We start from the raw sequence: 22783 nt of genomic DNA on the forward strand, positions 1-22783 counted from the left end.
TAATAACGAGATTATTAATATTTTGATTTTTTTATTATTTTATATCTTTAAAATATTTAGGTGAATCGACCATAACTTCATCTGCGCCTAGCTCTTTAGCCAGTTTATAATCAGCTTCATCTTTTAATGCCAAATAAAACGATATGTGCACCACCGCTGGCGCGGAAACATTTCATTGCTTCATGATCCCAAACTAGATCTGAGGATGAGCGGGCTTCACCAAGAGTATATTTTTCCACAACTTCTACTTTACGTCGCAGTTCCAGTCCATACCAGCGCTGAGTATTAACTTTTTTATCAATCAAACAATGATGATTCATGGTAATATTTGCCAGAATATCACGACTTTCAAAACGTTGTACATGATCAGATAAAGCATTCAAGAAAGCTTGGTTGGTGGAATAAAAGCGAGTACGTCGAAACGCTTTTTCTTCTTTTAACACTTTTTCAATTGCTTTGGCTTGTTCGTAAGGATCGGCATCGGGAGATTTCAGATCGATATAGAAATCGGTTGCTGGAAACTTTTTGCAGTACTTGCTTCAATGTCGGAATGACTATTCCTTTATTACAATAAAGATGGTTATGACGGGAACCGAAACAGTAGCCGGCATCAGCCTTTATAAGCTGCTGTGCAGGGTAAGAGGAAACCGTTCCACTTCTATTGGTTAATGTATTTAAATCAGATGGACTATATAATACGGGGACTTTATCACTGGAAAGTTGTAAGGTGATCCATATCTTATCTGCGCCGTTTTTCAATGCCTGATTAATGGCATAAATGGTATTTTTTGGCGCATCGGCAGTTCCTCCACGATGCGCAACGATTTTCGGTGAATTTGCTAAGGCAGTAACTGAACAGAGCAAAAGCAGTACAGCTGTCATACTTTTATGTATTATTTTCTCCATAAGTTGTGTGTATGAAAAATATTATAAATTAATTTTTTTATTAAAGTAAAAGATTAAATATAAATTAATATAGCAGATTTTTATTATTTTTTATCGTAAATTTAATGATATAACTTTACCTTATATTAGTTATAAAACTATTTATTTTTTAATTATAATTAAAGCTTAAAGAATATTTGCTTGTCAGATAAATTTATATCTTTAAATGAAAACAACATATTTTTAAAAAGTGTTTTTATGCTTATAATGATCAGTTTCTACAATAATTTTTTATCCATCAGATGAAACTTAAATACTATATATTATTTAAAAATAGTAAAGATAGACTGTCCAATCTTTATTTTACAATTAGATTACATTAATATATCTTAACTTTTAATGTAATTGTTATATGTAATTGTATTAAAAGGTTTTTTATTAATTTAAAATGATTTAATTTTATTAATAATGATAATGTCTATAGCTTAATATAAAATAGAATATTAGAACTACAATGTTTTAGATGGACTTATTGGGTTGTATATTATAGTAAAATAGTATTGTTGAATTAGTTAAATTAAATAAATAATAGTAAATATTATTATTTATTTTGTATTATTAATTAAATAAGGCTGTTAATTATGAAAACTTATACCTTTAATAATGTAGAAAAGGATCCTTTTTGTCGTGGGAAACAGATTGGAGAGTGTTGGGCAACACAAATAAAACAGATTGTAATGCTATATTTAGATTTTTTTCTTGTATTGGCATAACTGGCGATCAGGTAAGAAAAATTGGCGAGAATAGCTTATCTGCCTTGGAGTATTGGTGTCCAGATTTGGCAAGTGAAATTGAAGCAACGGCTCTTGGTGCAGATCTTCCCGTTTGGTATTTGGCAAGTCTAAATGCACGAACTGAAATTTTATCAACCAAAGCAACATCATATTTAGGTGAATGCTCTACCTCAATTTATGCAGCTCCTGATATTAATATGCCACAAACTATACAAACTTGGGATTGGCATGATGTTTTAGCGCCTTGCGGATTAATGACTAAATTGCAGAATAAAAAAGGGATACGATTTAAGCTTTTTACCAAATTTGGCATGTTAGGTAAAATTGGTGTTAATAGCGCTGGATTAGGATTACATTTTAATATCGTACATCATATAAGCGATAATGATTCTGGTGGAGTGCCTGTACATGCAGGTAGCTCACAGAATATTAGAAGAAGCAACAACCATAGAAGAGCTATTGCTTTAGCATTTTCTGCGTAAGTGAGTGCATCGTCAGTATTAAGTATATTTCCCATCGTGCTGAAAGATGCAGAGTGGTAAATATTGAGTTAAGTGCATTTCGGACAGCACAGCGATCATTTATCCGCAACAAAATGATTGGTTACTACATACTAATTATTTTCTGGCATCTGAATTAGTTTCGGGGGAACGCACTACCGATGATACTACTTATAAACGTTATGAGCATCTTAAAATAGTCGCTAGTAATATGAAAAATAAAGGCATTATAGAGTCTGCTGCGGCAATGTGTGGTCCCGAAGGTGAGCAGTCACCAATTTGTTTTTTTACCTGATAGTTCGCAACCTGATACAGAGCGCTGGGAAACTTTATTGACAATTAGTATTAATACTAAAAATCGTATATTAAAATATGCCGCAGGGCAATCCTTATCAATTATCTTAAACAGGTTACCGCTCTTTTTAGCAAAAAATTTAGTTAGTATAGCAAAAAAGTAATACATTATTTTAATAAAATATTTTATGGCCATAATCTCTATTATTGAGTTGTTATTTTCTTTAAAGTTTTTTATTTACGATTAATAAAATCATCACTATACTGTTTATTTAAACAGTATAGTTGGGGGAAAGTTGCGCGCAAAATTATCCATATTGATATGGATTGCTTTTATGCAGCTATAGAAATTCGTGACAATCCTTCTTTGCGCAATATTCCGCTAGTGATTGGCGGTAGAGAGGATCGGCGTGGGGTAATTAGTACAGCTAATTATACGGCTTGACGTTATGGTGTGTATAGTGCAATGTCTATAGCTTTAGCACTTAAACGTTGTCCACAATTGAAAATTATCCCTGGCCGCATGTCTTTATATAAAGAAATATCATGGCAGATACGGCAAATTCTGCTCGATTTAAAATGGAATTGGAGACCTGTGGCGATATTCAAAAATTTGATTTGATTACATTAGTGAAAGAATTAGGTAAGTTTGGGTCAACTTTTATGGGATCTTAGTCATGGCATAGATCCACGTAGCATTAATAGTCAGCGTTTACCTAAATCAGTTGGGGTAGAGCGTACTGTTGCTAAGGATATTTATCAATGGGATGACTGTATGAAAATTATTGAACGACTTTATCCAGAGCTTGAGACTCGATTAGCAAAAATTAAACCGGAGCTTAGCATAGCAAGTCAAGGAGTTAAGATGAAATTTACCGATTTTCAGTTAACGACTCAAGAGCATAGTTATCGGATTTTCAGTAAAGGTGATCTTATCCAAATAGTGCAACAAATTTTGCAACAACGGCGAGCAGATCGCGGTGTTAGATTAGTAGGTCTACATGTCACTTTACAAAATCCACAGATAGATAAGTAGTTGATACTGAGCTGGTGAAAAGCAGGCTAGTTTAGCCTGCTACAATTATTAACCTTTTTCAGGTATTTTAAGTACTGATGTTAACAATTGCCAGTATTTCTCGACACTTTTAATGTTAGCTCGCTCGTCGGGTGAGTGGGCGCCATATATAATTGGCCCAATCGAAACCATATCCATTTGAGGATAAGGCTTTTTAAATAGTCCATATTCTAAACCAGCATTGATCACCATGATCTTGGGTGTTTTGCCAAATAGTTGCTGATAGATATCGCTAACAAGTGCGATGACCGGGAATTTCGGATCTGGTTTCCAGCCAGGATAACTGCCTTTATGTTCACATTCCGCACCGGCAAGCATCGATAATGATGTCAACATGTTAACAACATAATCTTTGCCCGTTTCAATTAATGAGCGAATTAAAAAAGTAATTTCGGCCTTTTTTCATCCATATTAACAACGCCGGTATTGAGTGAAGTTTCAACAACCTCTTTTATGTCGTCACTCATTCGAATAACACCGTTAGGCGCAGCATTGAGAAAGTGTAATAAACGAGATTGACAATCTGTGGTTAGCACAAATAATTCTGTTGTTGTCTCATCAAGGGTAATGACTAAGTTTTTTTTCAATCGCGGCAAATTCAGATTTTAGCATCGCTAGATAGTGATTTTTACTGGTTTCTAAATTAGCTGCTACACTGATATGGGCATAGCAATAATTGCTTCACTCTCACGGGGGATCGCATTACGTAAGCTACCCCCTTTGAATATGAATGAGCTTTAATTGTAATTCACTGGCATGGCCTGTTAGAAAACGCGCCAATAGTTTATTCGCATTAGCTAATCCTAAATGAATATCACCACCCGAGTGACCGCCGGTTAAACCTTTAAGGTTTATTTTGAAGACTGTATGATTAACTGGAATGGCTTCTCTGGCCAATTTAAAGGTGGTGGTAAAATCAACGCCGCCGGCACAACCAATGTAGATCTCGCCTTCTTCTTCGGAATCGGTATTGATCAGAATATCTGCTTGTAGCCAATTTAGCTGTATGCCAAAAGCACCAACCATGCCGGTTTCTTCCGTCATGGTGAGTAAAACCTCTATTGGTGTCCATGTTTAACATGCTCATCATCCAGTACAGCTAAAGCAGAGGCCATACCGATGCCATTATCTGCACCTAATGTGGTACCTTGCGCTTTCACCTATTCATTATCTAAGTAAGGACGGATAGGATCCTGAGTAAAATCGTGCTGAGTATCATTGTTTTTTTGTGGCACCATATCCAAATGGGCTTGAAGCACGACAGGCCGAAGATTCTCCAAGCCAGTTGTTGCGGGTTTGCGAATAAGAATATTACCGACTTTATCGCGTTCAACGCTAAATTTTTTGCTCTCCGCCCATTGAATAATATAGAAAGCAAGTTCTTCTTCATGTCCAGATGGATGAGGAATTGCACAAATTTGTGCAAAAATATCCCAAAGCGGCTGTGGTGAAAGCTCAGAAACGTTTTATCTCCTATTACTACCCTTATTATTAAGATTGCTAATTAATTCCGCAGTCTTGGTAAATATTATTTATTTTATTAATTCAGAATATCACCTTCTAACATCTATTCCTTTAGTTAATTGTGATAATATTAATTAATTTCTGGTTTTTGTTATTACAAATCACTATAATCTCGCGCAATATTTTCTCCACTAATGTGCTTTTCTAAAATTGTCTCTAGTCGTTGGGATCAGAATTTTATGAGTGAAAAATACATCGTAACATGGGATATGTTGCAAATACATGCCCGTATTTTGGCACAACGCTTACTACCTGCCAAGCAATGGAAAGGCATTATTGCAGTTAGCCGCGGTGGACTTGTTCCAAGTGCTATTGTTGCTCGTGAATTAGGTCTACGCCATATTGATACGGTCTGTATTTCAAGTTACGACCATAGTAACCAGAAGGAAATTAAGGTTATTAAGCGAGTGGAAGGTGATGGTGAAGGTTATATTGTGGTCGACGATTTGGTCGATACCGGCGGGACAGCACAAGCTATCAGGGATATGTATCCCAAAGGCTATTTTGTGACTATTTTTGCTAAACCCGCTGGGCGTCCATTAGTTGATAATTATGTTATTGATATACCCGAAAATACCTGGATAGAACAACCTTGGGATATGGAAAAAGAGGTTTTTATTAAGCCGCTTTATGAACAATAATAATTATTTTATTTATTTCGCTTTGATCCGCGAAATAAAGTAAATGATATAGGGATGCTATATCGCATCCCTATATCATTGCTAAAGTTTTTAACTGAATAAAGTCAATATGAGTGAAAAAAATCTGTCAGAAAAGCTATTTAAGCCTAAATCAAAACTGAAACAAACTGAGACCTCTGTTCTGGTGACTTATAGCGTGCCTAAAACGCATTTATTGAAGCATAGCTCAACATTCGAAGGGACGAGTTATGTTAGTTGGTATCGTATGCTTAACCGGCTAATACGGATTTGGCGTGGCAACGATGGGCTGGAGATTGAAGCAGTATTAAGTCGTATTGCGGCAAATAATCGTATTCGAAGTTTTGATAATTTACTCGATACCATAATTGGTTACCAGCCAGGAAATTGGGCGTATGAGTGGTCACAACAAGTGATGGGCTGGCAGAAAAAAGCACTTGAATTGCCAACAAAAATAGCAGCAAGCCAAGCTTGGTTACGGGCAGCTAATTTATATAGTATTGCCGCATATCCTCATATTAAAGGTGATAGTCTTGCCGAACAAGCGGTGTTATTAGCTAATAAAGCTTATGAAAATGCAGTGCAATTGACCGATTTTTGATTGAAAAAAATTTCTTTCAAAATAGCGGATGGTAAAAAAGAGGTGATTAGTTTTTTGCATTTACCGGATACTAGTCAAGGCCCGTGTCCCACGATTTTAGTTTGTGGCACATTAGATAGTTTACAGCTACATTATTATCGCCTTTTCAGCAACTATTTGGCCCCGCAAGGTTTTGCTATGTTAACCCTGGATATGCCATCAATTGGCTATTCTATTAAATATAAACTTTCTCAGGATACTAGCGCGCTGCATCAAAAGGTACTTAATCAATTGGCTAATATTCTATGGATCGATCATACTCGAATAGGTGTAATTGGTTTGCGTTTTGGTGCCAATATTGCACTTCGATTAGCTTATTTAGAACCCAAGCGCTTAAAAGGTGTTGCAGTTTTAGGGCCCATTGTCCACAGCTTGCTTACTGAATAAAAATATCAGGATCAAATACCGGTAATGAATATTGACCTCTTTGCCAGTCGATTAGGTTTCTATCAGGTAGATGAAGCCTTTTTACGTTCAGAACTAAGTTGTTATTCGCTAAAAAACAGGGATTATTAGGGCGTCGCTGTGCTGTACCGTTTATGGCTGTCAACTGACAAAATGATATTTTTAGTTCTAAAGAACGCACTACTCGTCCTACGTTTGTCGATTGAAGGTAAGTTATTGACTTTGCCGACCAAGCCGCTGTATCAAAATTTTCATCAGTCACTTTCTACAGTAGTGAGTTGTCTGAAAAGCAAAATTGAATAATAGTTGTGATTACTTGATTATTTTTCCTTATTTGCTAAAAAGGTAGCTTAACAACAAGGAGATCCTTATTATGGCTTTAACTTCAAATTATTCTAAAAGTAAATTATTGAAGCATTTTAACAGGTTAGGACCTTATCTCCGTGAATCTCAATGTCAGGATGATCTCTTTTTTTCGACTGCCTTGCTATTTGTGTTAATGCAAAGACTGCTCCAGAAAAGCGTGAATTTTGGGGATGGTGGTTGGAATTAAGACGAGAACTTGACGGATTTGTATATCATTATAAATTAGGTATGTTTGATAAAGCGGGTAATTGGCAGCATATCGAAATTAATAAATCAAATATTATCAAGTCGCTTGAAGAGACATTGCAAGAATTCCACAAAGGTTTAAGTGATTCACTTAATACATTGGAATTAACATTAACCCCTTGCCCCAAAATGGTTGCAATTAATATATAGCTTAATATTGTTGGCAACTATTATAAAATTAACTTTTCATTAAAATTGCGTTATGTCAGTTGGCATAACGCTTCTTACTTGGTAAAACTGATGACTAAATATTTATTGTTATAGAGAGTTAATAGCAGAAGCATGATGAACAATAGCAAAACTTTGGTGATAAAATTAGGAACAAGTGTATTAACGGGTGGATCGCGTTGTCTGGATCATGCTCGTATTGTTGAATTAGTGCGACAATGCGCACAGCAGCATGAAAAAGGTCACCACATTATCATTGTCACTTCGGGTGCAATTACTGCTGGTAGAGCGCATTTAGGTTATCCAACATTACCTGAAACAATTGCTTCGAAACAATTACTCGCGGCGGTTGGGCAAAGCCATCTGATCCAACTTTGGGAACGATTGTTTTCCATTTATGGTATTCATATTGGTCAGATGTTATTGACCCGAGCTGATATTGAAGATCGCGAACGTTTTTTGAATGCACGCGACACATTACAAGCGTTACTGGATAACCGTATTATTCCTGTTATCAATGAAAATGATGCCGTTGCGACAGCCGAAATTAAAGTTGGTGATAATGATAATTTATCGGCATTGGTTGCAATTTTAGCTGATGCGGATAAGTTACTATTATTAACGGATATCGAGGGACTGTATACCGCAGATCCCCTCAACAATCCAAATGCACAATTGATCACTGAAGTTCATGATATTAATGATGAACTAAGATGCATGGCAGGTGATAGTGTGACCGGTTTAGGCACTGGTGGAATGGCAACAAAGTTGCAAGCAGCGGGTATTGCTGGCCGAGCGGGAATTGAAGTGATTATCACCGCTGGTGATAAGCCTAATGTGATCGCAAATGTGCTCGAAGGTCTGCAAGTAGGAACAAAATTTCATCGCTTAAAAACGCCAATGGAAAACCGAAAACGGTGGATTTTTGGCGCGCCTCTGGCGGGTGAAATTGTTGTCGATGAGGGTGCTGCTTTGGCTATCCAGCAAAAAGGCAGTTCATTATTACCAAAAGGAATAAAGAAAATTAGTGGTAATTTTTCGCGCGGCGACGTTGTGTGTATTCTTAATTTATTAGGCAAAGATTTAGCGCATGGGGTGACTCATTATAATAGCGATGCTTTACGCCTGATCGCAGGATATCATTCGCAAGAAATTAATCGAATTTTGGGTTATGAGTATGGTGCTGTTGCTATTCACCGTGACGATATGATAGTGAGTAAATGATGTTGGAAAAAATAGGCAAAGCGGCTAAACAAACTTCATGGTACCTGGCAAGGTTAAATACAAAACAGAAAAATAATGTCTTAATGGATATTGCTGATTGCCTTCAACAACAGAGTGATGCAATTTTAGCTGCGAATGCTCAGGATATGGAAGCCGCAAAAGCTGGCCATATGAGTGCAGCTATGCAAGACAGACTATTGCTAACTGTTGAGCGATTAGATGCTATTGCGAATGATGTAAGAAAGGTATGCCAATTAGTTGATCCGGTTGGACGTATACTCGATGGCGGTTTATTAGATAATGGCTTAAATATACAACGTCGAAGTGTTCCACTGGGCGTGATTGGTGTTATTTATGAAGCGCGTCCGAATGTAACAATCGATGTTGCCTCGTTATGTTTGAAAACCGGTAATGCGGTAATTTTGCGTGGTGGTAAAGAGACCTCACAGACTAATCAAGCAATCGTTAACGTTATTCAGCAAGCGTTGCAACAAAATGATATTCCACAGGCAGCGGTTCAATCTATTGATGATCCAGACAGAAAATTAGTAACCCAATTGCTGAAAATGGATCGCTATGTAGATATGTTGATCCCGCGTGGTGGTGCAGGTTTACATAAGCTATGCCGTGAACAATCAACTATCCCAGTGATCACTGGTGGTATTGGTGTCTGTCATATTTATGTCGATCAGCATATTGATTTTAACAAAGCACTGCCACTGATCGTCAATGCTAAAGTGCAGCGTCCAAGTGCATGTAATTCATTGGAAACTTTATTAGTTCATAAAAGTATTGCGGCTACATTTCTACCAGTTTTGGCTGAGAAAATGGCTGAGCAAAATGTGACGTTACATGCCAGCCGGCATGCAATGTCATATTTAAAGTCAAGTCCGGCAAGCGTTGTTGAAGTGATGGAGCAGAATTACCGCGATGAATGGTTATCGCTTGATGTTAACGTTAAAGTCGTCAACGATATTGATGCTGCGATTAATCACATTCGGGATTATGGAACGGCCCATTCTGATGCTATTTTGACCCAATCAATTCAACAAGCAGATTATTTTGTTCAGAGCGTTGATTCTGCGGCTGTTTATGTTAATGTCAGTACGCGATTTACAGATGGCGGACAATTTGGTTTAGGTGCAGAGGTTGCGGTAAGCACACAAAAACTGCATGCAAGAGGTCCGATGGGATTAGATACATTAACAACCTATAAATGGATTGGTTATGGAGATAATTTAACACGTTCTTGAGTCATTACTTCACGATTTTTTGAGCCACACTGTTGTTGTGTGGCTTTATTTTAATCGTGGAAATTTAGAATTTTTACTTTTGTAAATTTTAAATCTCGCTTGTTAAGCTGACATATATGTTCTAACTAATTAAATAAATTATCGATTAGGACGACTTGATATGCTTTATCTTATTGGACCAAGAGGTGCAGGGAAGACAACAGCAGGAAGAACGTTAGCTGAATCTAGGATGTGTCATTTTTTTGATACCGATTTGTTAGTTAAACAAAATGCTAAAATAAGTATTGCCGAGTTAATTGAACGAGATGGTTGGGATTGCTTTCGTGATTTGGAGTCCAGCGTGTTGCGATCAATACGACAGCCAAACTCAGTAATCTCAACGGGGAGGAGGGATTATTTTACTGAAAGAAAATCGTGATTTTATGAAAAAAAATGGCTGTATTATTTATTTACAAGCCCCATTTGATGTATTAAGTAGGCGTTTTTCTGCTGATCCTGAAATTTCACAACGACCAACATTAACAGGTAAGCCCTTAGCAGAAGAGATAGCTGAAATAATGAATGAAAGAGAAGGCTACTATATAGATATCGCTGATTACATTATTGATGCCGCTTTACCGACGACAAAAGTTATTTACCAAATAGACCGTTTTTTGCAAAACGATAAAAAATACTTTGTATGATCTCAATTTTGCTAAGTTAGTTATCTTCAGTGATAGATGTACTCTAAAATGATCGATAACATTAAGGGGTAAGGAAAGAGATATGCTGATAAAATTATTGCGCGCAATATTCCAGTTTCTTTTTCGCGTGACTGTGGTTGGTGAAATAAAAGTTAAAGAATATGAGCGATGTTTAATAACACCTAATCATATCTCTTTTTTAGATGGGATCCTGCTCACTCTTTTTTTTTTACCTATTCGCCCGCTTTTTGCTGTTTATTCATCTATCGGCACACCACGCTTTATTAAATTATTAACACCCTATGCCGATGTTGTTCCGCTTGATCCTGCCAACCCAATCACTATTCGAACTTTAGTTAGAGAAATAGAAAAAGGGCGTCCGATCGTCATTTTTCCTGAAGGAAGAATTAGCGTTCATGGTTCACTGATGAAAATTTATGATGGTGTTGCTTTTGTTGCGGCAAAAACAGGCGCTAAAGTTATTCCGATTAGAATTGATGGACCTGAATTGAGTTACTTCAGTCGGTTGAAAGGCATTTTTAAGCTCAAATATTTTCCTAAAATAACATTGACGATTTTACCAGCCACAAAAATTACCATGCCTGAGGCGAAACGAGCGGCAGAGCGCCGGCGGTAGGCAGGAGTACAACTTTATAAGATTATGAAAGAAGCTCGACTGCATAGTCGCTGCCAGTAAACATTAATGAAAGCTTATTTTGCTGCGATGAAACGTTTTGGCCGTTTCACGGCTTGTATTGAAGATATTAGTTTTAGAAGACAGCTATCAAAGTTTTCTCAAGAAAACCTTAGCGGCGGGGCTTATTATTGAACGTTATACCAAACAGCATGAACATATCGGCTTACTTTTACCTAATGCAACAATGACTGCGGCTACTATTTTTGGCGCAATATTACGTGGCCGGATCCCTGCCATGATGAATTATACTGCTGGTAGCAATGGCTTAAAAATGCCATCAAAGCGGCATCCATTAAAACAATTTTTAGTTCTCATCAGTTTATTGAAAAAGGTAAGTTATTACATTTGCCTGAACAGGTTACTGAAGTCAATTGGATTTTTTTAGAAGATCTACAAAACACCCTGACTTGGCAAGATAAAAAATGGATCCTATATCACTTACTATTGCCAAAAAAAGCGCTTATACCAGCAAAACCAGATGATGCGGCATTGATCCTTTTTACCTCAAGATCGGAGGGAACTCCTAAAGGGGTAGTTAATAGCCATATCAGTTTATTGGCTAATGTAGAGCAAGTTAAAACAGTGGCCTGATTTTATGCCTAAAGATCGATTTATGTCCGCATTACCGCTTTTCCATGCTTTTGGGCTGACGGTAGGTTTATTCATTCCTATTTTTTCCGGTAGTCATGTCCTGTTTTATCCTAGTCCACTACATTATCGGGTGATCACAGAGTTGGTTTATGACAAAAATTGCACAGTACTTTTTGCTACTCCTACTTTTCTGGCACATTATGCCCGTTTTGCTCACCCTTATGATTTTGCGCGCGTGCGTTATGTTGTTGCAGGTGTTGAAAAACTTATTAAAAGCACAAAAAAATTTGGTTCGACAAATTCGGTATCCGAATACTTGAAGGCTATGGTATGACCGAATGTACCCCAATTGTATCAATCAACGTTACTATGGCGGCTAAAGTTGATACTGTTGGTCAAATTTTGCCTGGTATTGAAACCAGACTACTGCCGGTGTCAGGTATTGAGAAATCCGGCCGTTTACAGTTACGTGGCCCAAATGTCATGAAAGGTTATTTACGAGTCGAGGATCCTAATCATTTAGAATCGCCTCATGCAAAAAATAGCCAAGGAGAGAATGTGGAGGGATGGTATGATACCGGTGATATTGTTGAACTTGATAATGATGATTATTGTATTATCCGTGGTAGAGCAAAACGTTTTGCAAAACTAGCAGGTGAAATGGTTTCATTAGAAACAGTCGAGCATCTTGCTGGTAGTTTATCACCCCATGCTCAGCATGGCGTGGTTATCAAAACTACCAATAATAAAGGTGAAAGCCTGATCTTATATACCACCGATAACACATTAAATCGTCGTCGATTATTGGCGGCAGCAAAAGAAAAAGGATTACCTGAATTAGCGGTACCAAGAGATATTCGTTACCTAAAAACATTTTCTGTACTTGGCAGTGGAAAACCGGATTTTGTGGCGTTAATAAAAATTGCGGGAGAGCAGTCTTGATGAAAGATTTAATAGTATCGCCGCCGCTATTAACTAGAGGTATAAAAGCGCTACTTTTATCTCAATTTTTTTCTGCTTTTGCTGATAATGCCCTATTATTTGTCATTTTAGCGCAACTCAAAGCCACGCTTTATTTCGATTGGAGCCAACCTATCTTACAAGTGGTGTTTATTTTTACTTATATTATAGTTAGCGCCTTTTGTGGGACAAATAGCAGATTGTTTTGCCAAAGGTCGGGTCATGTTATACTAATATTAGTGAGTTGATCGGAGCGGTAGGCATTCTGTTAGGACTGGATCCTTTTCTCTGCTATGGTTTAGTTGGCATTGGTGCTGCAGCTTACTCGCCAGCAAAATATGGCATCTTAGCTGAGCTCACCACTGGCAATAATTTAGTTAAAGCAAATGGCTTTATCGAAGCTTCGACAATAGAGGCAATTTTGTTTGGTTCTGTTGCGGGTGGTTTTTTTGCCGATATCGATCTGTTATTTGCTTTATCTATGTGTGTCCTGTTTTATGTAATTGCGGAGGTGATTAATTTATATATTCCTCGATTAGCGTCGGTTAAAAATAAACAAAAATGGGCTTTTCACCAGCTAATTTTGAATTTTATTGGTCTATTTAAAACACTTTGGCGTGATCATGGCGGGCGATTTTCTTTAATTGGTACCAGTCTTTTTTGGGGCGCCGGTGTAACACTGCGTTTTTTATTAGTGCTCTGGGTGCCAATAGCACTTAATATTACCGATAATACTATACCTACATTTCTTAATGGGGTGTTGGCAATAGGTATCATCATTGGTGCTGGATTTGCGGTACATATCATTACATTCAATAAAGTTAGTCGTTGTATGACGGTAGGGATCTTTATTGGTGTGATAATTATTATTTTATCAATGCAACAACATCTTTTTTCTACTTATTTGATCCTTATTATATTAGGTGTTTTAGGTGGTTTATTTATTGTTCCGCTTAATGCTTTACTACAAGAAAAAGGCAAACACACGATTGGCGCAGGTAATGCTGTCGCTATTCAGAATTTAAGTGAAAATACCATTATGCTAATTATCTTAGGCTTTTATTCATTAGCGCTCAAAACAGGTATTTCTATTATTACGATAGGAATAGTGTTTGGTATAACCTTTGCAACAGCAATCGGCATCCTCTGGATTTGGTATCTATATCGCAAGATGTATGAAAAAGGAAAATGGCTAAAATGAATAGTGAGCAGCTGCTCTATGAATTAAGTAATAATCTTGCTAATAGCCTAAAGGAACAGGGTAAAACAATAATTTGTGCAGAGTCATGTACAGGAAGGAGGATGGATTGCTAAAGTCATTACTGATATTTCAGGTAGTTATGCCTATTTTCAGCGAGGTTTTGTTACTTATAGTAATGAAGCTAAGCATGATATGCTAGGTGTGAGTAAAAATACGTTGTATAAATATGGGTGCTATTAGTGAACAGGTTGTCATAGAGATGGCAGAAAGAGCGTTAGCTAGGGGCTAATGCTGATTTTGCGGTTTCAGTTAGCGGTATTGCCGGCCCTGATGGTAGTACTGATGAAAAACCGATTGGTACAGTTTGGTTTTGCTAGCAAATCTCTTTCTGTTACAAGGATAGTAACTCGTTGTTGCTTGTTTAAAGGCGATTGTATTCAGATCCGACGCCAAGCCGTGATATTTTCATTAACAACATTATTGAAAGAAATAATCAAAAACTAACTTGATGATGTATATTTATACAGCATAATTATCAACAACCGATATCAAATCGTCTTATCTGCAGTGAAGTATTATCTTCACTTCATTGCTCGGGGGAGTTAAACAATGGCTATTGATGAAAACAAACAGAAAGCACTCGCTGCTGCATTAGGTCAAATTGAAAAGCGATTTGGTAAAGGATCAATTATGGGCTTAGGTGAAGATCGTTTTATGGATGTAGAAACTATCTCTATCGGTTCATTATCTCTTGATGTCGCTTTAGGTGCGGGAGGCTTGCCATTAGGTCGTATTGTTGAAATTTATGGCCCAGAATCTTCCGGTAAAACCACGTTAACATTACAGGTTATTGCGGCAGCTTAACGTGAAGGTAAGACTTGTGCTTTTATTGACGCAGAACACGTTTTAGATACTATTTATGCCAAAAAACTTGGTGTTGATATTGATAATTTACTTTTCTCACAGTCGGATACGTGTGAACAAGCACTGGAGATTTGTGACGCTTTAACACGGTCTGGGGCAGTAGATGTTATTATTGTCGATTCTGTAGCAGCTTTAACACCAAAAGGTGAAATTGGTGATTCACATATGGGACTAGCTGCTCGTATGATGAGTAAAGCGATGCGTAAGTTAGCCGGAAATTTAAAAAATTCTAATACACTATTAATTTTTATTAATTAGATCCGAATGAAAATTGGCGTTATGTTTGGCAATCCTGAAACAACGACCGGTGGAAATGCGTTAAAATTTTATGCATCAGTGCGTCTTGATATCCGACGTATTGGTTCCGTCAAAAATGGCGAAGAAATTATTGGTAGTGAAACTCGTGTTAAGTAGTAAAAAATAAGGTTACGGCTCCTTTTGAACAAGCAGAGTTTCAAATCTTGTACGGAGAAGGGATTAATATTTATAGTGAGCTTATTGATCTAGGTGTGAAGTATAAATTGATTGAAAAAGCGGGTGCCTGGTACAGTTATAATGGCGAGAAAATAGGTCAAGGCAAAGCAAATGCGACAGTTTATTTGAAAAAACGCCCGCAAATTTACACTGAATTAGATAAAAAATTACGGGCTATGTTGCTTAATCACTCTGGTGAATTTAGTAGTGCCACTTCTGATTTTGTGACATAGAAGCGGTAGAGGAAACTTCATTACCAGAAGAATTTTAACTTAATAAATAAAATTGATTAAATCTATGGGCTGTATTCGATCTGGATATGGCCTTTTGCTTATTATAAATTAGTTATTAATACAAGTTAGATTGAATTATCATTTGAAACACTCTTTAATAAAATAGTATTAGGATTTACAATGTTATTAACAATTAATGGATATGATTAGTTCATTTTTTACAAAAAGTGCTTTGTTTTGTTATATATAGCAAATTGTTATTATTGGCTTAATATATTCAAGCGCAGTTTTTGATTAATTTGTGTTAGACTTACGCTATTGCTTTCCTTAATCTTCTATTTAGCTGATAACTATAGCTTATACGTAATTTAAACTAAGTGAAATTAACCACTGGAGTTATCTATTGGCAATTATCTTTCTAAATGTAGATGGAGACAAAATTTAACCGCTTTGTCCCAATAATAGGAAAATAAATATAATGAAATAGTGTTAATGTAGTGTTAGTTTCCCTGCATAATAGTTAAATCGTTTTATGTTAAACTAATCAGACTAGTCGTTGTTGTATTAGTTAAAAAACGACATATTTAGGGAAAGGTGTAACTATAAAGCCTGAGCATTTGAGCGATGTATCAATACACGTCAGTTAGTAGATCCTTGTCACCGATTTAGTCATAAAACAATTTAAGGATTTCTCAGGTTTGCCAGGTAAAAATGCCGTCGGTAACTTGATTGATGATAAAAATGTGTTTATCACATCAAGTCATAGATCTATTTTCCCAGCTTGATTTCAGGATAATTATGAGTAGTAAAAGCACCGCTGAGATCCGTCAAGCGTTTCTCAACTTTTTTCATACTAAAGGGCATGAAGTTGTACCTAGTAGTTCATTAGTACCAAATAATGACCCAACATTATTGTTTACTAATGCAGGCATGAACCAATTTAAAGATGTATTTTTGGGATTGGATAAAAGAGCTTATTCTCGAGCAACAACCGCACAACGTTGTGTTCGAGCTGGAGGCAAACATAATGATTTAGAAAATGTAGGATATACCGCTCACCATCATACTTTTTTTGAAATGTTAGGAAATTTTAGCTTTGGTGATTATTTTAAACAGGATGCAATCAAATATGCCTGGGAACTACTGACAAGTGAGCAGTGGTTTAATTTACCCAAAGAGCGACTTTGGATCACCGTTTATCACACTGATGAGGAAGCTTATAATATTTGGCAGCAAGAAATTGGTATTCCGGCTGAACGTATTATTCGGATAGGTGATAATAAGGGTGCACCTTATGCTTCTGACAATTTCTGGCAAATGGGGGATACCGGTCCTTGTGGCCCTTGTACAGAAATTTTTTATGATCATGGGGAACATATGAGGGGGGGGCCGCCAGGGTCACCTGAAGAGCCTGAAGAGGATGGTGATCGCTATATTGAAATCTGGAATATTGTTTTCATGCAATTTAACCGCCAATCTGATGGCAGTTTAAAGGCACTTCCAACACCTTCTGTTGATACAGGTATGGGGCTTGAACGTATTGCCGCAGTATTACAACATGTTAACTCAAATTATGAGATTGATTTATTTCGTCAATTAATTACTGCTATTGCTAAAGTGATTGCTTTATCGGATCTAAATAATAAATCATTACGTGTCATCGCTGATCATATTCGATCAAGCGCTTTTCTTATTGGTGATGGTGTATTTCCTGCTAATGAAGGACGTGGATATGTATTGCGTCGTATTATTCGTCGAGCGGTTCGTCATGGATATATGCTAGGAGCGAAAGAGACATTTTTCTATAAATTAGTTGCACCATTAATTCAGGTAATGGGTAACGCAGCTGATGAGCTAAAATCTCAACAAGCAACGATTGAAAAAACATTGAAGAATGAAGAGGAACAGTTTGCTCGTACTTTAGCGCGTGGTTTGCAACTACTGGATGATGAATTAGCACAATTACAAGGCGACACTTTAGCTGGTGAAATCGCATTTCGGCTCTATGATACTTATGGTTTCCCATTTGATTTAACCGCTGATGTTTGCCGTGAACGCAATATTAAAGTCGACGAGTTAGGTTTTAACGCTGCGATGGAGCAGCAAAGAGATCGAGCTCGAGAGTCGAGTGGATTTGCGACCGATTATAATGATGTCATTCAAGTAGATAGTCATAGTGATTTCTCAGGTTATGAAAATAACAACCAACAAGCTGCAGTAACGGCTATTTTTCATTATGGTAAGCCTGTCAATGTATTAAACCAAGGTGAAGAAGGGATTATTATTCTTGATAAAACCTCTTTTTATGCTGAGTCAGGTGGTCAGGTTGGTGATAGCGGTATACTTAGCAATAGCCATTGTCAATTTGCTGTGTCTGACACACAAAAATATGCTCAAGCAATTGGACATATTGGTAAGGTAATGACTGGCTCAATAGCGATAAATAATTTGGTCGACGCAAGAATTGACATTGAACGTCGTAACGCTATTCGTCTCAATCACTCAGCTACCCATTTGTTGCATGCCGCTTTGCGTGATGTATTGGGAAATCATGTAAGCCAAAAAGGATCTTTAGTGAATGAGAAATATTTGCGTTTTGATTTTTCTTATTTTGCTGCAATGACGCCAATGCAAATACGCCAAATAGAAGATATCGTAAATTATCAAATTCGTAAAAATGAACCTATTATAACGACATTAATCGATTTAGAGGCGGCAAAAGAAAAAGGTGCGATGGCGCTTTTTGGTGAAAAATATGATGCACAGGTACGCGTTCTTAGTATTGGCGATTTTTCTATTGAGTTATGCGGCGGCACTCATGCCAATCGGACTGGCGATATAGGATTATTTCGTATTAGCAGCGAATCGGGTACGGCCGCCGGAATTCGGCGGATAGAAGCTATAACCGGGCAAGTTGCTATAGATGATCTTCACCAGCAATCCAATTTATTGGCTGAAATTGGCCAATTAATGAAAGGTGATGCTAATAATCTAATGGAAAAAATTAAAACGGCATTAGATAAAGTTAAGTTATTAGAAAGGTCGTTAGATCAATTAAAAGGGCAACAAGCTGCCCAAGAAAGTGTTTCTTTAAGTCAACAAGTTAAAAAAATTAACGGAGTTAACCTATTAGTTACTCAGTTAAATAACACTGAACCTAAACAGCTACGTATCATTGTTGATGACTTAAAAAATCAATTAAAATCAGCAATTATTGTGCTTTCTACTATAAGTAATGATAAAGTCAGTCTAATTGTTGGTGTAACCAATGATTTGACTGTTAAAATAAAGGCTGGTGATTTAATTTCATTTGTTGCGCAGCAAGTAGGTGGAAAAGGGGGTGGTCGTCCTGACATGGCTCAGGCCGGCGGCTCTAATATAACAGCACTTCCTGCTGCATTAGCATCGGTTGAAGAGTGGGTTAATTCGCGCTTGACATGAATTAACCATGATGGTTGCATAACTTAATTATGCAACCTTTAACGGATTATTTTTAAATGACCTAAGTACAAAATTATATTTTTAGCTACAATATTAGTATGATGATTGCTTTAGGTTAAATACTTTAGGTGAATATCATTGCTTTACGTTTTCACGGTGTGTGATGGATAATAGTGGGGAAACCTAGAGACCCGACTCTTTTTAATTTTCAAGGAGCAAAGAATGCTTATTCTGACTCGTCGAGTTGGTGAAACGCTCATGATAGGCGATGAGGTAACAGTAACGGTGCTGGGTGTAAAAGGCAACCAGGTACGTATAGGGGTTAATGCACCCAAAGAGGTTTCTGTTCACCGTGAAGAAATTTATCAACGGATCCAAGCTGAAAAAAGCCAGCCCAATAATCAGTAATTTTTAGTAAAGCGTTCATTCTTAGGTATATGTTAATTATATTTATAGAATAAGCGCTGTTTCTTATTGCCATCTATTTTATGTCTGTATTTTTTCAAGTTTAGTATCCTATAAAACCAATTAGATAGATTGTAAAAAATGTCTTTTTTTAGTATTTTTTACATTATGAATCAAATGCCGGATTTTAATTGTTAGATACCAACGCATTTTTTTTAAAAAATTACAAATAAATCAATAGATTATTAGTTGACATAACTTATAAAAAGAAAATATTCAGGTTAACTATTTTTACTCTGGAATAGTTTTCTTTATTAAAGGATAAGAACCTACTTTTGATCTGTTTTTTTCTGTTAATCTTCCTGTTTTGATGATTTTTTATTGGTGAATATAAAATACCATATTATTTTATTTCGTTGTTAAACTACTCATCTTGATTGTGAAATGTGTAAACGAACTAAAAAAAGAACGTAAAAAGATTGGAAAAATTGTTTGACTTCTAAGTCGGGGAAAGTAATATGAGTGCCACGCAAGAGAGAGATGGTTTGAAATTGTCTCGTTGCTTATTCGATGGTGAGGTGGCCGAGAGGCTGAAGGCGCTCCCCTGCTAAGGGAGTATGCGGTTAATAGCTGCATCGAGGGTTCGAATCCCTCTCTCACCGCCATTTTGATAGTGCATCCATAGCTCAGCTGGATAGAGTACTCGGCTACGAACCGAGCGGTCGGAGGTTCGAATCCTTCTGGATGCGCCATATCATAAAACCTACCCTGTCAATTAACGGCAGGGTTTTTTGTTTTATAATTCAAATGTGTTTGTTAAAAAAATATATCAATTACTTTAGTGATTTGCTCTAGATAATCTAGACGGCGACAATTTTAATTATTTACGCTAAAGTAACTTTTCTAAAAGTAAAAATAACAAACGGATAACGAGAGGTCAATTTGATCCCGAATGTATTAAAAGCGCTATCATGGTTAGAGGCACGCCCCAATATTTCACATGGTCTTCGTCGAGGTATTGAACGTGAAACACTGAGAATTACGCGAACTGGCGGATTGGCTAAGTCTCCGCATCCTGATAGCTTAGGGAAAGCGTTAACTCATCCATGGATCACGACTGACTTTGCTGAAGCTTTGTTGGAATTCATCACCTCAGTTGATAATAATATTGGGCACGTTCTGGCATTTTTAAGAGATTTACATCGTTATACAGCACGTCATCTTGATCATGAATTGATGTGGCCATTAAGTATGCCTTGTTTTATAGAGCGCCAAGATAATATTAAACTGGCTCAATATGGTGTTTCTAATATTGGTCGTTTTAAAACTTTATATCGGGAAGGATTAAAGAATCGTTATGGGGCGTTAATGCAAACAATTGCAGGGATCCATTATAATTTTTCTTTACCGATTGAATTCTGGCAAGCGTTGGTTGGTGTTAAGGATGCTGAAAGTGGTAAGGATGAAATTTCTGCTGGTTACTTTCGACTGATCCGTAATTATTACCGCTTTGGTTGGGTTATCCCCTATTTATTTGGCGCCTCGCCTGCAATTTGTGGTTCTTTTTTGCATGGAAATGCTAGGCATCTTCCTTTTGAGAAGACAGCTAAAGGAACCTATTATCTCCCTTATGCTACATCGCTACGAATGAGTGATTTGGGATATACCAATAAATCTCAAAGTGATCTGAAAATCACCTTTAATGATCTAACGACTTATGTTACTGGTCTTAAGCAAGCAATAAAACAGCCTTCACCCGAGTTTACAAAATTAGGTATATACAATAAAGATGGTAAACATTTGCAGCTGAATACCAATATTTTACAAATTGAAAATGAGTTATATGCTCCGATTCGACCCAAACGAGTGCTTATTGGTGATGAGTCTCCATCCGATGCACTGTTAAACAGAGGAATCGAATATATTGAAGTTAGAGCTTTGGATATTAACCCATTTACTGCCATTGGTATTGATGAAGCGCAGATCCATTTTCTTGATCTCTTTTTAATCTGGTGTGTATTAGCGGATGCGCCCGTGATGGATGAAAGAGAATTAAATTGTTGTCGCATGAATTGGAATCGAGTGATCCTTGAAGGTCGTAAACCTGAACAAATAATCGGTGTGGGTTGTGGTGAATCAATGAGACCTTTAAAAGAGGTAGGGCAGATATTATTTGATGATTTAATTAGAGTTGCTGATGTGTTAGATGTTAGTGGTAATACGCGATATCGTGAAATTTGTTCTCAATTGATAGCAATGTTTGAAAATCCAGATCTTACTTATTCTGGCCAAATATTATCCCCGATGATTGAACAAAGTATTAGTCAATATGGTTTGCAATTGGCCAAAAGCTATTATCAACAATTAAGCAATGAACCTTATGAAGTGATTACTGAAACTGAGTTTACTAATGTTCATCATACCTCGATTAGCAAACAGTTTGCAATTGAACAAGCGGATAAAATAAGTTTTGAGCGCTACTTAAAGACCCATATCGGGTAAAAATAAAAGAAATGGCCACTTTGAAGTGGCCAAAATAAAATCTCTTAGAGAAATAGGATGATAACAATTTTTTCTCGTCTTGCTAAAGTAAGAGTTGCGATATGAAAGGAAGTTCCATTTATTTTGTAAAAAATTAATTTTTTGGAGATCACAGTAATGCTATTACTTGATAGTTTTATGGTTGATCATACCCTGATGAAAGCACCTGCTGTGCGTATTGCTAAAACGATGAAGACTCCTCGTGGTGATGCAATCACGGTATTTGATCTTCGTTTTTGTGTGCCAAACAGCTATTAACGGAGAAAGGTATCCATACATTAGAACATTTATTTGCCGGTTTTATGCGTGATCACCTCAATAGTAGTAATGTAGAGATTATTGATATTTCACCGATGGGGTGTCATACAGGATTTATATGAGTCTAATCGGCCAGCCTAATGAACAATCTGTTGCTAATGCCTGGAAAATGGCCATGCAAGATGTACTTAAAGTCACGGCTCAGAATCAAATACCTGAGTTAAATAAATATCAGTGTGGTACTTATGAAATGCACTCTTTAGTTGAAGCTCAGCAAATTGCTCGCAATGTGATTGAAAGTGGGCATTGTGGTTAATAAAAATAACGAACTAATGTTATAGA

Annotated in this window: 9 protein-coding genes, 2 tRNA genes and 10 pseudogenes; 19 read left to right on the top strand and 2 right to left on the bottom strand. The window is 36.8% G+C overall.

Annotated elements, in window-relative coordinates; genetic code table 11:
• Positions 1–34: 34 nt before the first annotated feature.
• Positions 35–906 (bottom strand): annotated as a pseudogene (locus ARADI_RS14830) (glycerophosphodiester phosphodiesterase family protein).
• Positions 907–1591: 685 nt separating this feature from the next.
• Here ARADI_RS14830 and ARADI_RS14835 point away from each other — a divergent pair.
• On the top strand, positions 1592–2161 hold the full coding sequence (locus tag ARADI_RS14835; protein ID WP_202864229.1) for a C45 family autoproteolytic acyltransferase/hydrolase: 570 nt from the start codon (positions 1592–1594) through the stop codon (positions 2159–2161).
• Between the two features lie 634 nt (positions 2162–2795).
• Positions 2796–3509, top strand: a pseudogene (locus ARADI_RS14840) (Y-family DNA polymerase).
• A gap of 48 nt (positions 3510–3557) precedes the next feature.
• Here the strand turns inward: ARADI_RS14840 and ARADI_RS14845 are convergent.
• Positions 3558–4912 (bottom strand): annotated as a pseudogene (locus tag ARADI_RS14845) (aminoacyl-histidine dipeptidase).
• Between the two features lie 339 nt (positions 4913–5251).
• Between ARADI_RS14845 and gpt the strand changes: the two are divergent.
• From gpt to luxS, 17 genes and pseudogenes are all read left to right on the top strand, one after another.
• Positions 5252–5713: a xanthine phosphoribosyltransferase gene (gpt, locus tag ARADI_RS14850; protein WP_119712514.1), complete on the top strand. Its 462-nt coding sequence runs from the start codon at positions 5252–5254 to the stop codon at positions 5711–5713.
• A gap of 109 nt (positions 5714–5822) precedes the next feature.
• Positions 5823–7079, top strand: a pseudogene (frsA, locus tag ARADI_RS14855) (esterase FrsA).
• A gap of 70 nt (positions 7080–7149) precedes the next feature.
• Positions 7150–7538, top strand: a pseudogene (gene crl / locus ARADI_RS14860) (sigma factor-binding protein Crl).
• A 132-nt stretch (positions 7539–7670) separates the two neighbouring features.
• Entirely contained in the window at positions 7671–8780 is a 1110-nt protein-coding gene (proB, locus tag ARADI_RS14865) for a glutamate 5-kinase (protein ID WP_182853292.1), read from the top strand.
• A complete protein-coding gene (gene proA, locus ARADI_RS14870) occupies positions 8780–10033 on the top strand; it encodes a glutamate-5-semialdehyde dehydrogenase (RefSeq protein ID WP_119712516.1) in 1254 nt (417 codons plus the stop codon). The genes proB and proA overlap by 1 nt, the downstream gene beginning before the upstream one ends.
• A gap of 160 nt (positions 10034–10193) precedes the next feature.
• The gene (locus tag ARADI_RS20085; protein ID WP_255420742.1) at positions 10194–10451 is read left to right on the top strand and encodes a shikimate kinase; all 258 of its coding nucleotides are present in this window, start codon (positions 10194–10196) and stop codon (positions 10449–10451) included.
• A gap of 4 nt (positions 10452–10455) precedes the next feature.
• The gene (locus ARADI_RS20090; RefSeq protein WP_255420744.1) at positions 10456–10716 is read left to right on the top strand and encodes a shikimate kinase; all 261 of its coding nucleotides are present in this window, start codon (positions 10456–10458) and stop codon (positions 10714–10716) included.
• An 82-nt stretch (positions 10717–10798) separates the two neighbouring features.
• Positions 10799–12946, top strand: a pseudogene (aas, locus tag ARADI_RS14880) (bifunctional acyl-ACP--phospholipid O-acyltransferase/long-chain-fatty-acid--ACP ligase).
• Positions 12943–14165: pseudogene (lplT, locus tag ARADI_RS14885) on the top strand (lysophospholipid transporter LplT). The pseudogenes aas and lplT overlap by 4 nt, the downstream one beginning before the upstream one ends.
• A pseudogene (gene pncC / locus ARADI_RS20095) lies at positions 14162–14669 on the top strand (nicotinamide-nucleotide amidase). The pseudogenes lplT and pncC overlap by 4 nt, the downstream one beginning before the upstream one ends.
• A 105-nt stretch (positions 14670–14774) precedes the next feature.
• Positions 14775–15796: pseudogene (recA, locus tag ARADI_RS14900) on the top strand (recombinase RecA).
• 798 nt (positions 15797–16594) lie between these two features.
• Positions 16595–19237 (top strand): alanine--tRNA ligase, encoded by a 2643-nt coding sequence (gene alaS, locus ARADI_RS14905; RefSeq protein ID WP_119712517.1) that lies wholly within the window; start codon positions 16595–16597, stop codon positions 19235–19237.
• Positions 19238–19459: 222 nt separating this feature from the next.
• Positions 19460–19645 (top strand): carbon storage regulator CsrA, encoded by a 186-nt coding sequence (csrA, locus tag ARADI_RS14910; RefSeq protein ID WP_026822683.1) that lies wholly within the window; start codon positions 19460–19462, stop codon positions 19643–19645.
• 569 nt (positions 19646–20214) lie between these two features.
• Positions 20215–20307: transfer RNA gene (locus ARADI_RS14915), tRNA-Ser, on the top strand.
• Positions 20308–20317: 10 nt separating this feature from the next.
• A tRNA-Arg gene (locus ARADI_RS14920) sits at positions 20318–20394 on the top strand.
• A 190-nt stretch (positions 20395–20584) separates the two neighbouring features.
• Complete coding sequence (gshA, locus tag ARADI_RS14925; protein WP_119712518.1) at positions 20585–22144, top strand: glutamate--cysteine ligase; 1560 nt, start codon at positions 20585–20587, stop codon at positions 22142–22144.
• A gap of 156 nt (positions 22145–22300) precedes the next feature.
• Positions 22301–22782 (top strand): annotated as a pseudogene (gene luxS / locus ARADI_RS14930) (S-ribosylhomocysteine lyase).
• The last annotated feature ends 1 nt before the right edge of the window (position 22783 follow it).

Source organism: Arsenophonus endosymbiont of Aleurodicus floccissimus (genome assembly GCF_900343025.1).
In the GTDB taxonomy this organism is placed as follows: Bacteria; Pseudomonadota; Gammaproteobacteria; order Enterobacterales; family Enterobacteriaceae; genus Arsenophonus.

What these genes read in the sequence shown, in the direction of transcription:
- gpt (WP_119712514.1), top strand. Translation starts at nt 5,252, where the DNA reads ATGAGTGAAAAATACATCGTAACATGGGATATGTTGCAAATACATGCC.
- proB (WP_182853292.1), top strand. Translation starts at nt 7,671, where the DNA reads ATGATGAACAATAGCAAAACTTTGGTGATAAAATTAGGAACAAGTGTA.
- proA (WP_119712516.1), top strand. Translation starts at nt 8,780, where the DNA reads ATGTTGGAAAAAATAGGCAAAGCGGCTAAACAAACTTCATGGTACCTG.
- ARADI_RS20085 (WP_255420742.1), top strand. Translation starts at nt 10,194, where the DNA reads ATGCTTTATCTTATTGGACCAAGAGGTGCAGGGAAGACAACAGCAGGA.
- ARADI_RS20090 (WP_255420744.1), top strand. Translation starts at nt 10,456, where the DNA reads ATGAAAAAAAATGGCTGTATTATTTATTTACAAGCCCCATTTGATGTA.
- alaS (WP_119712517.1), top strand. Translation starts at nt 16,595, where the DNA reads ATGAGTAGTAAAAGCACCGCTGAGATCCGTCAAGCGTTTCTCAACTTT.
- csrA (WP_026822683.1), top strand. Translation starts at nt 19,460, where the DNA reads ATGCTTATTCTGACTCGTCGAGTTGGTGAAACGCTCATGATAGGCGAT.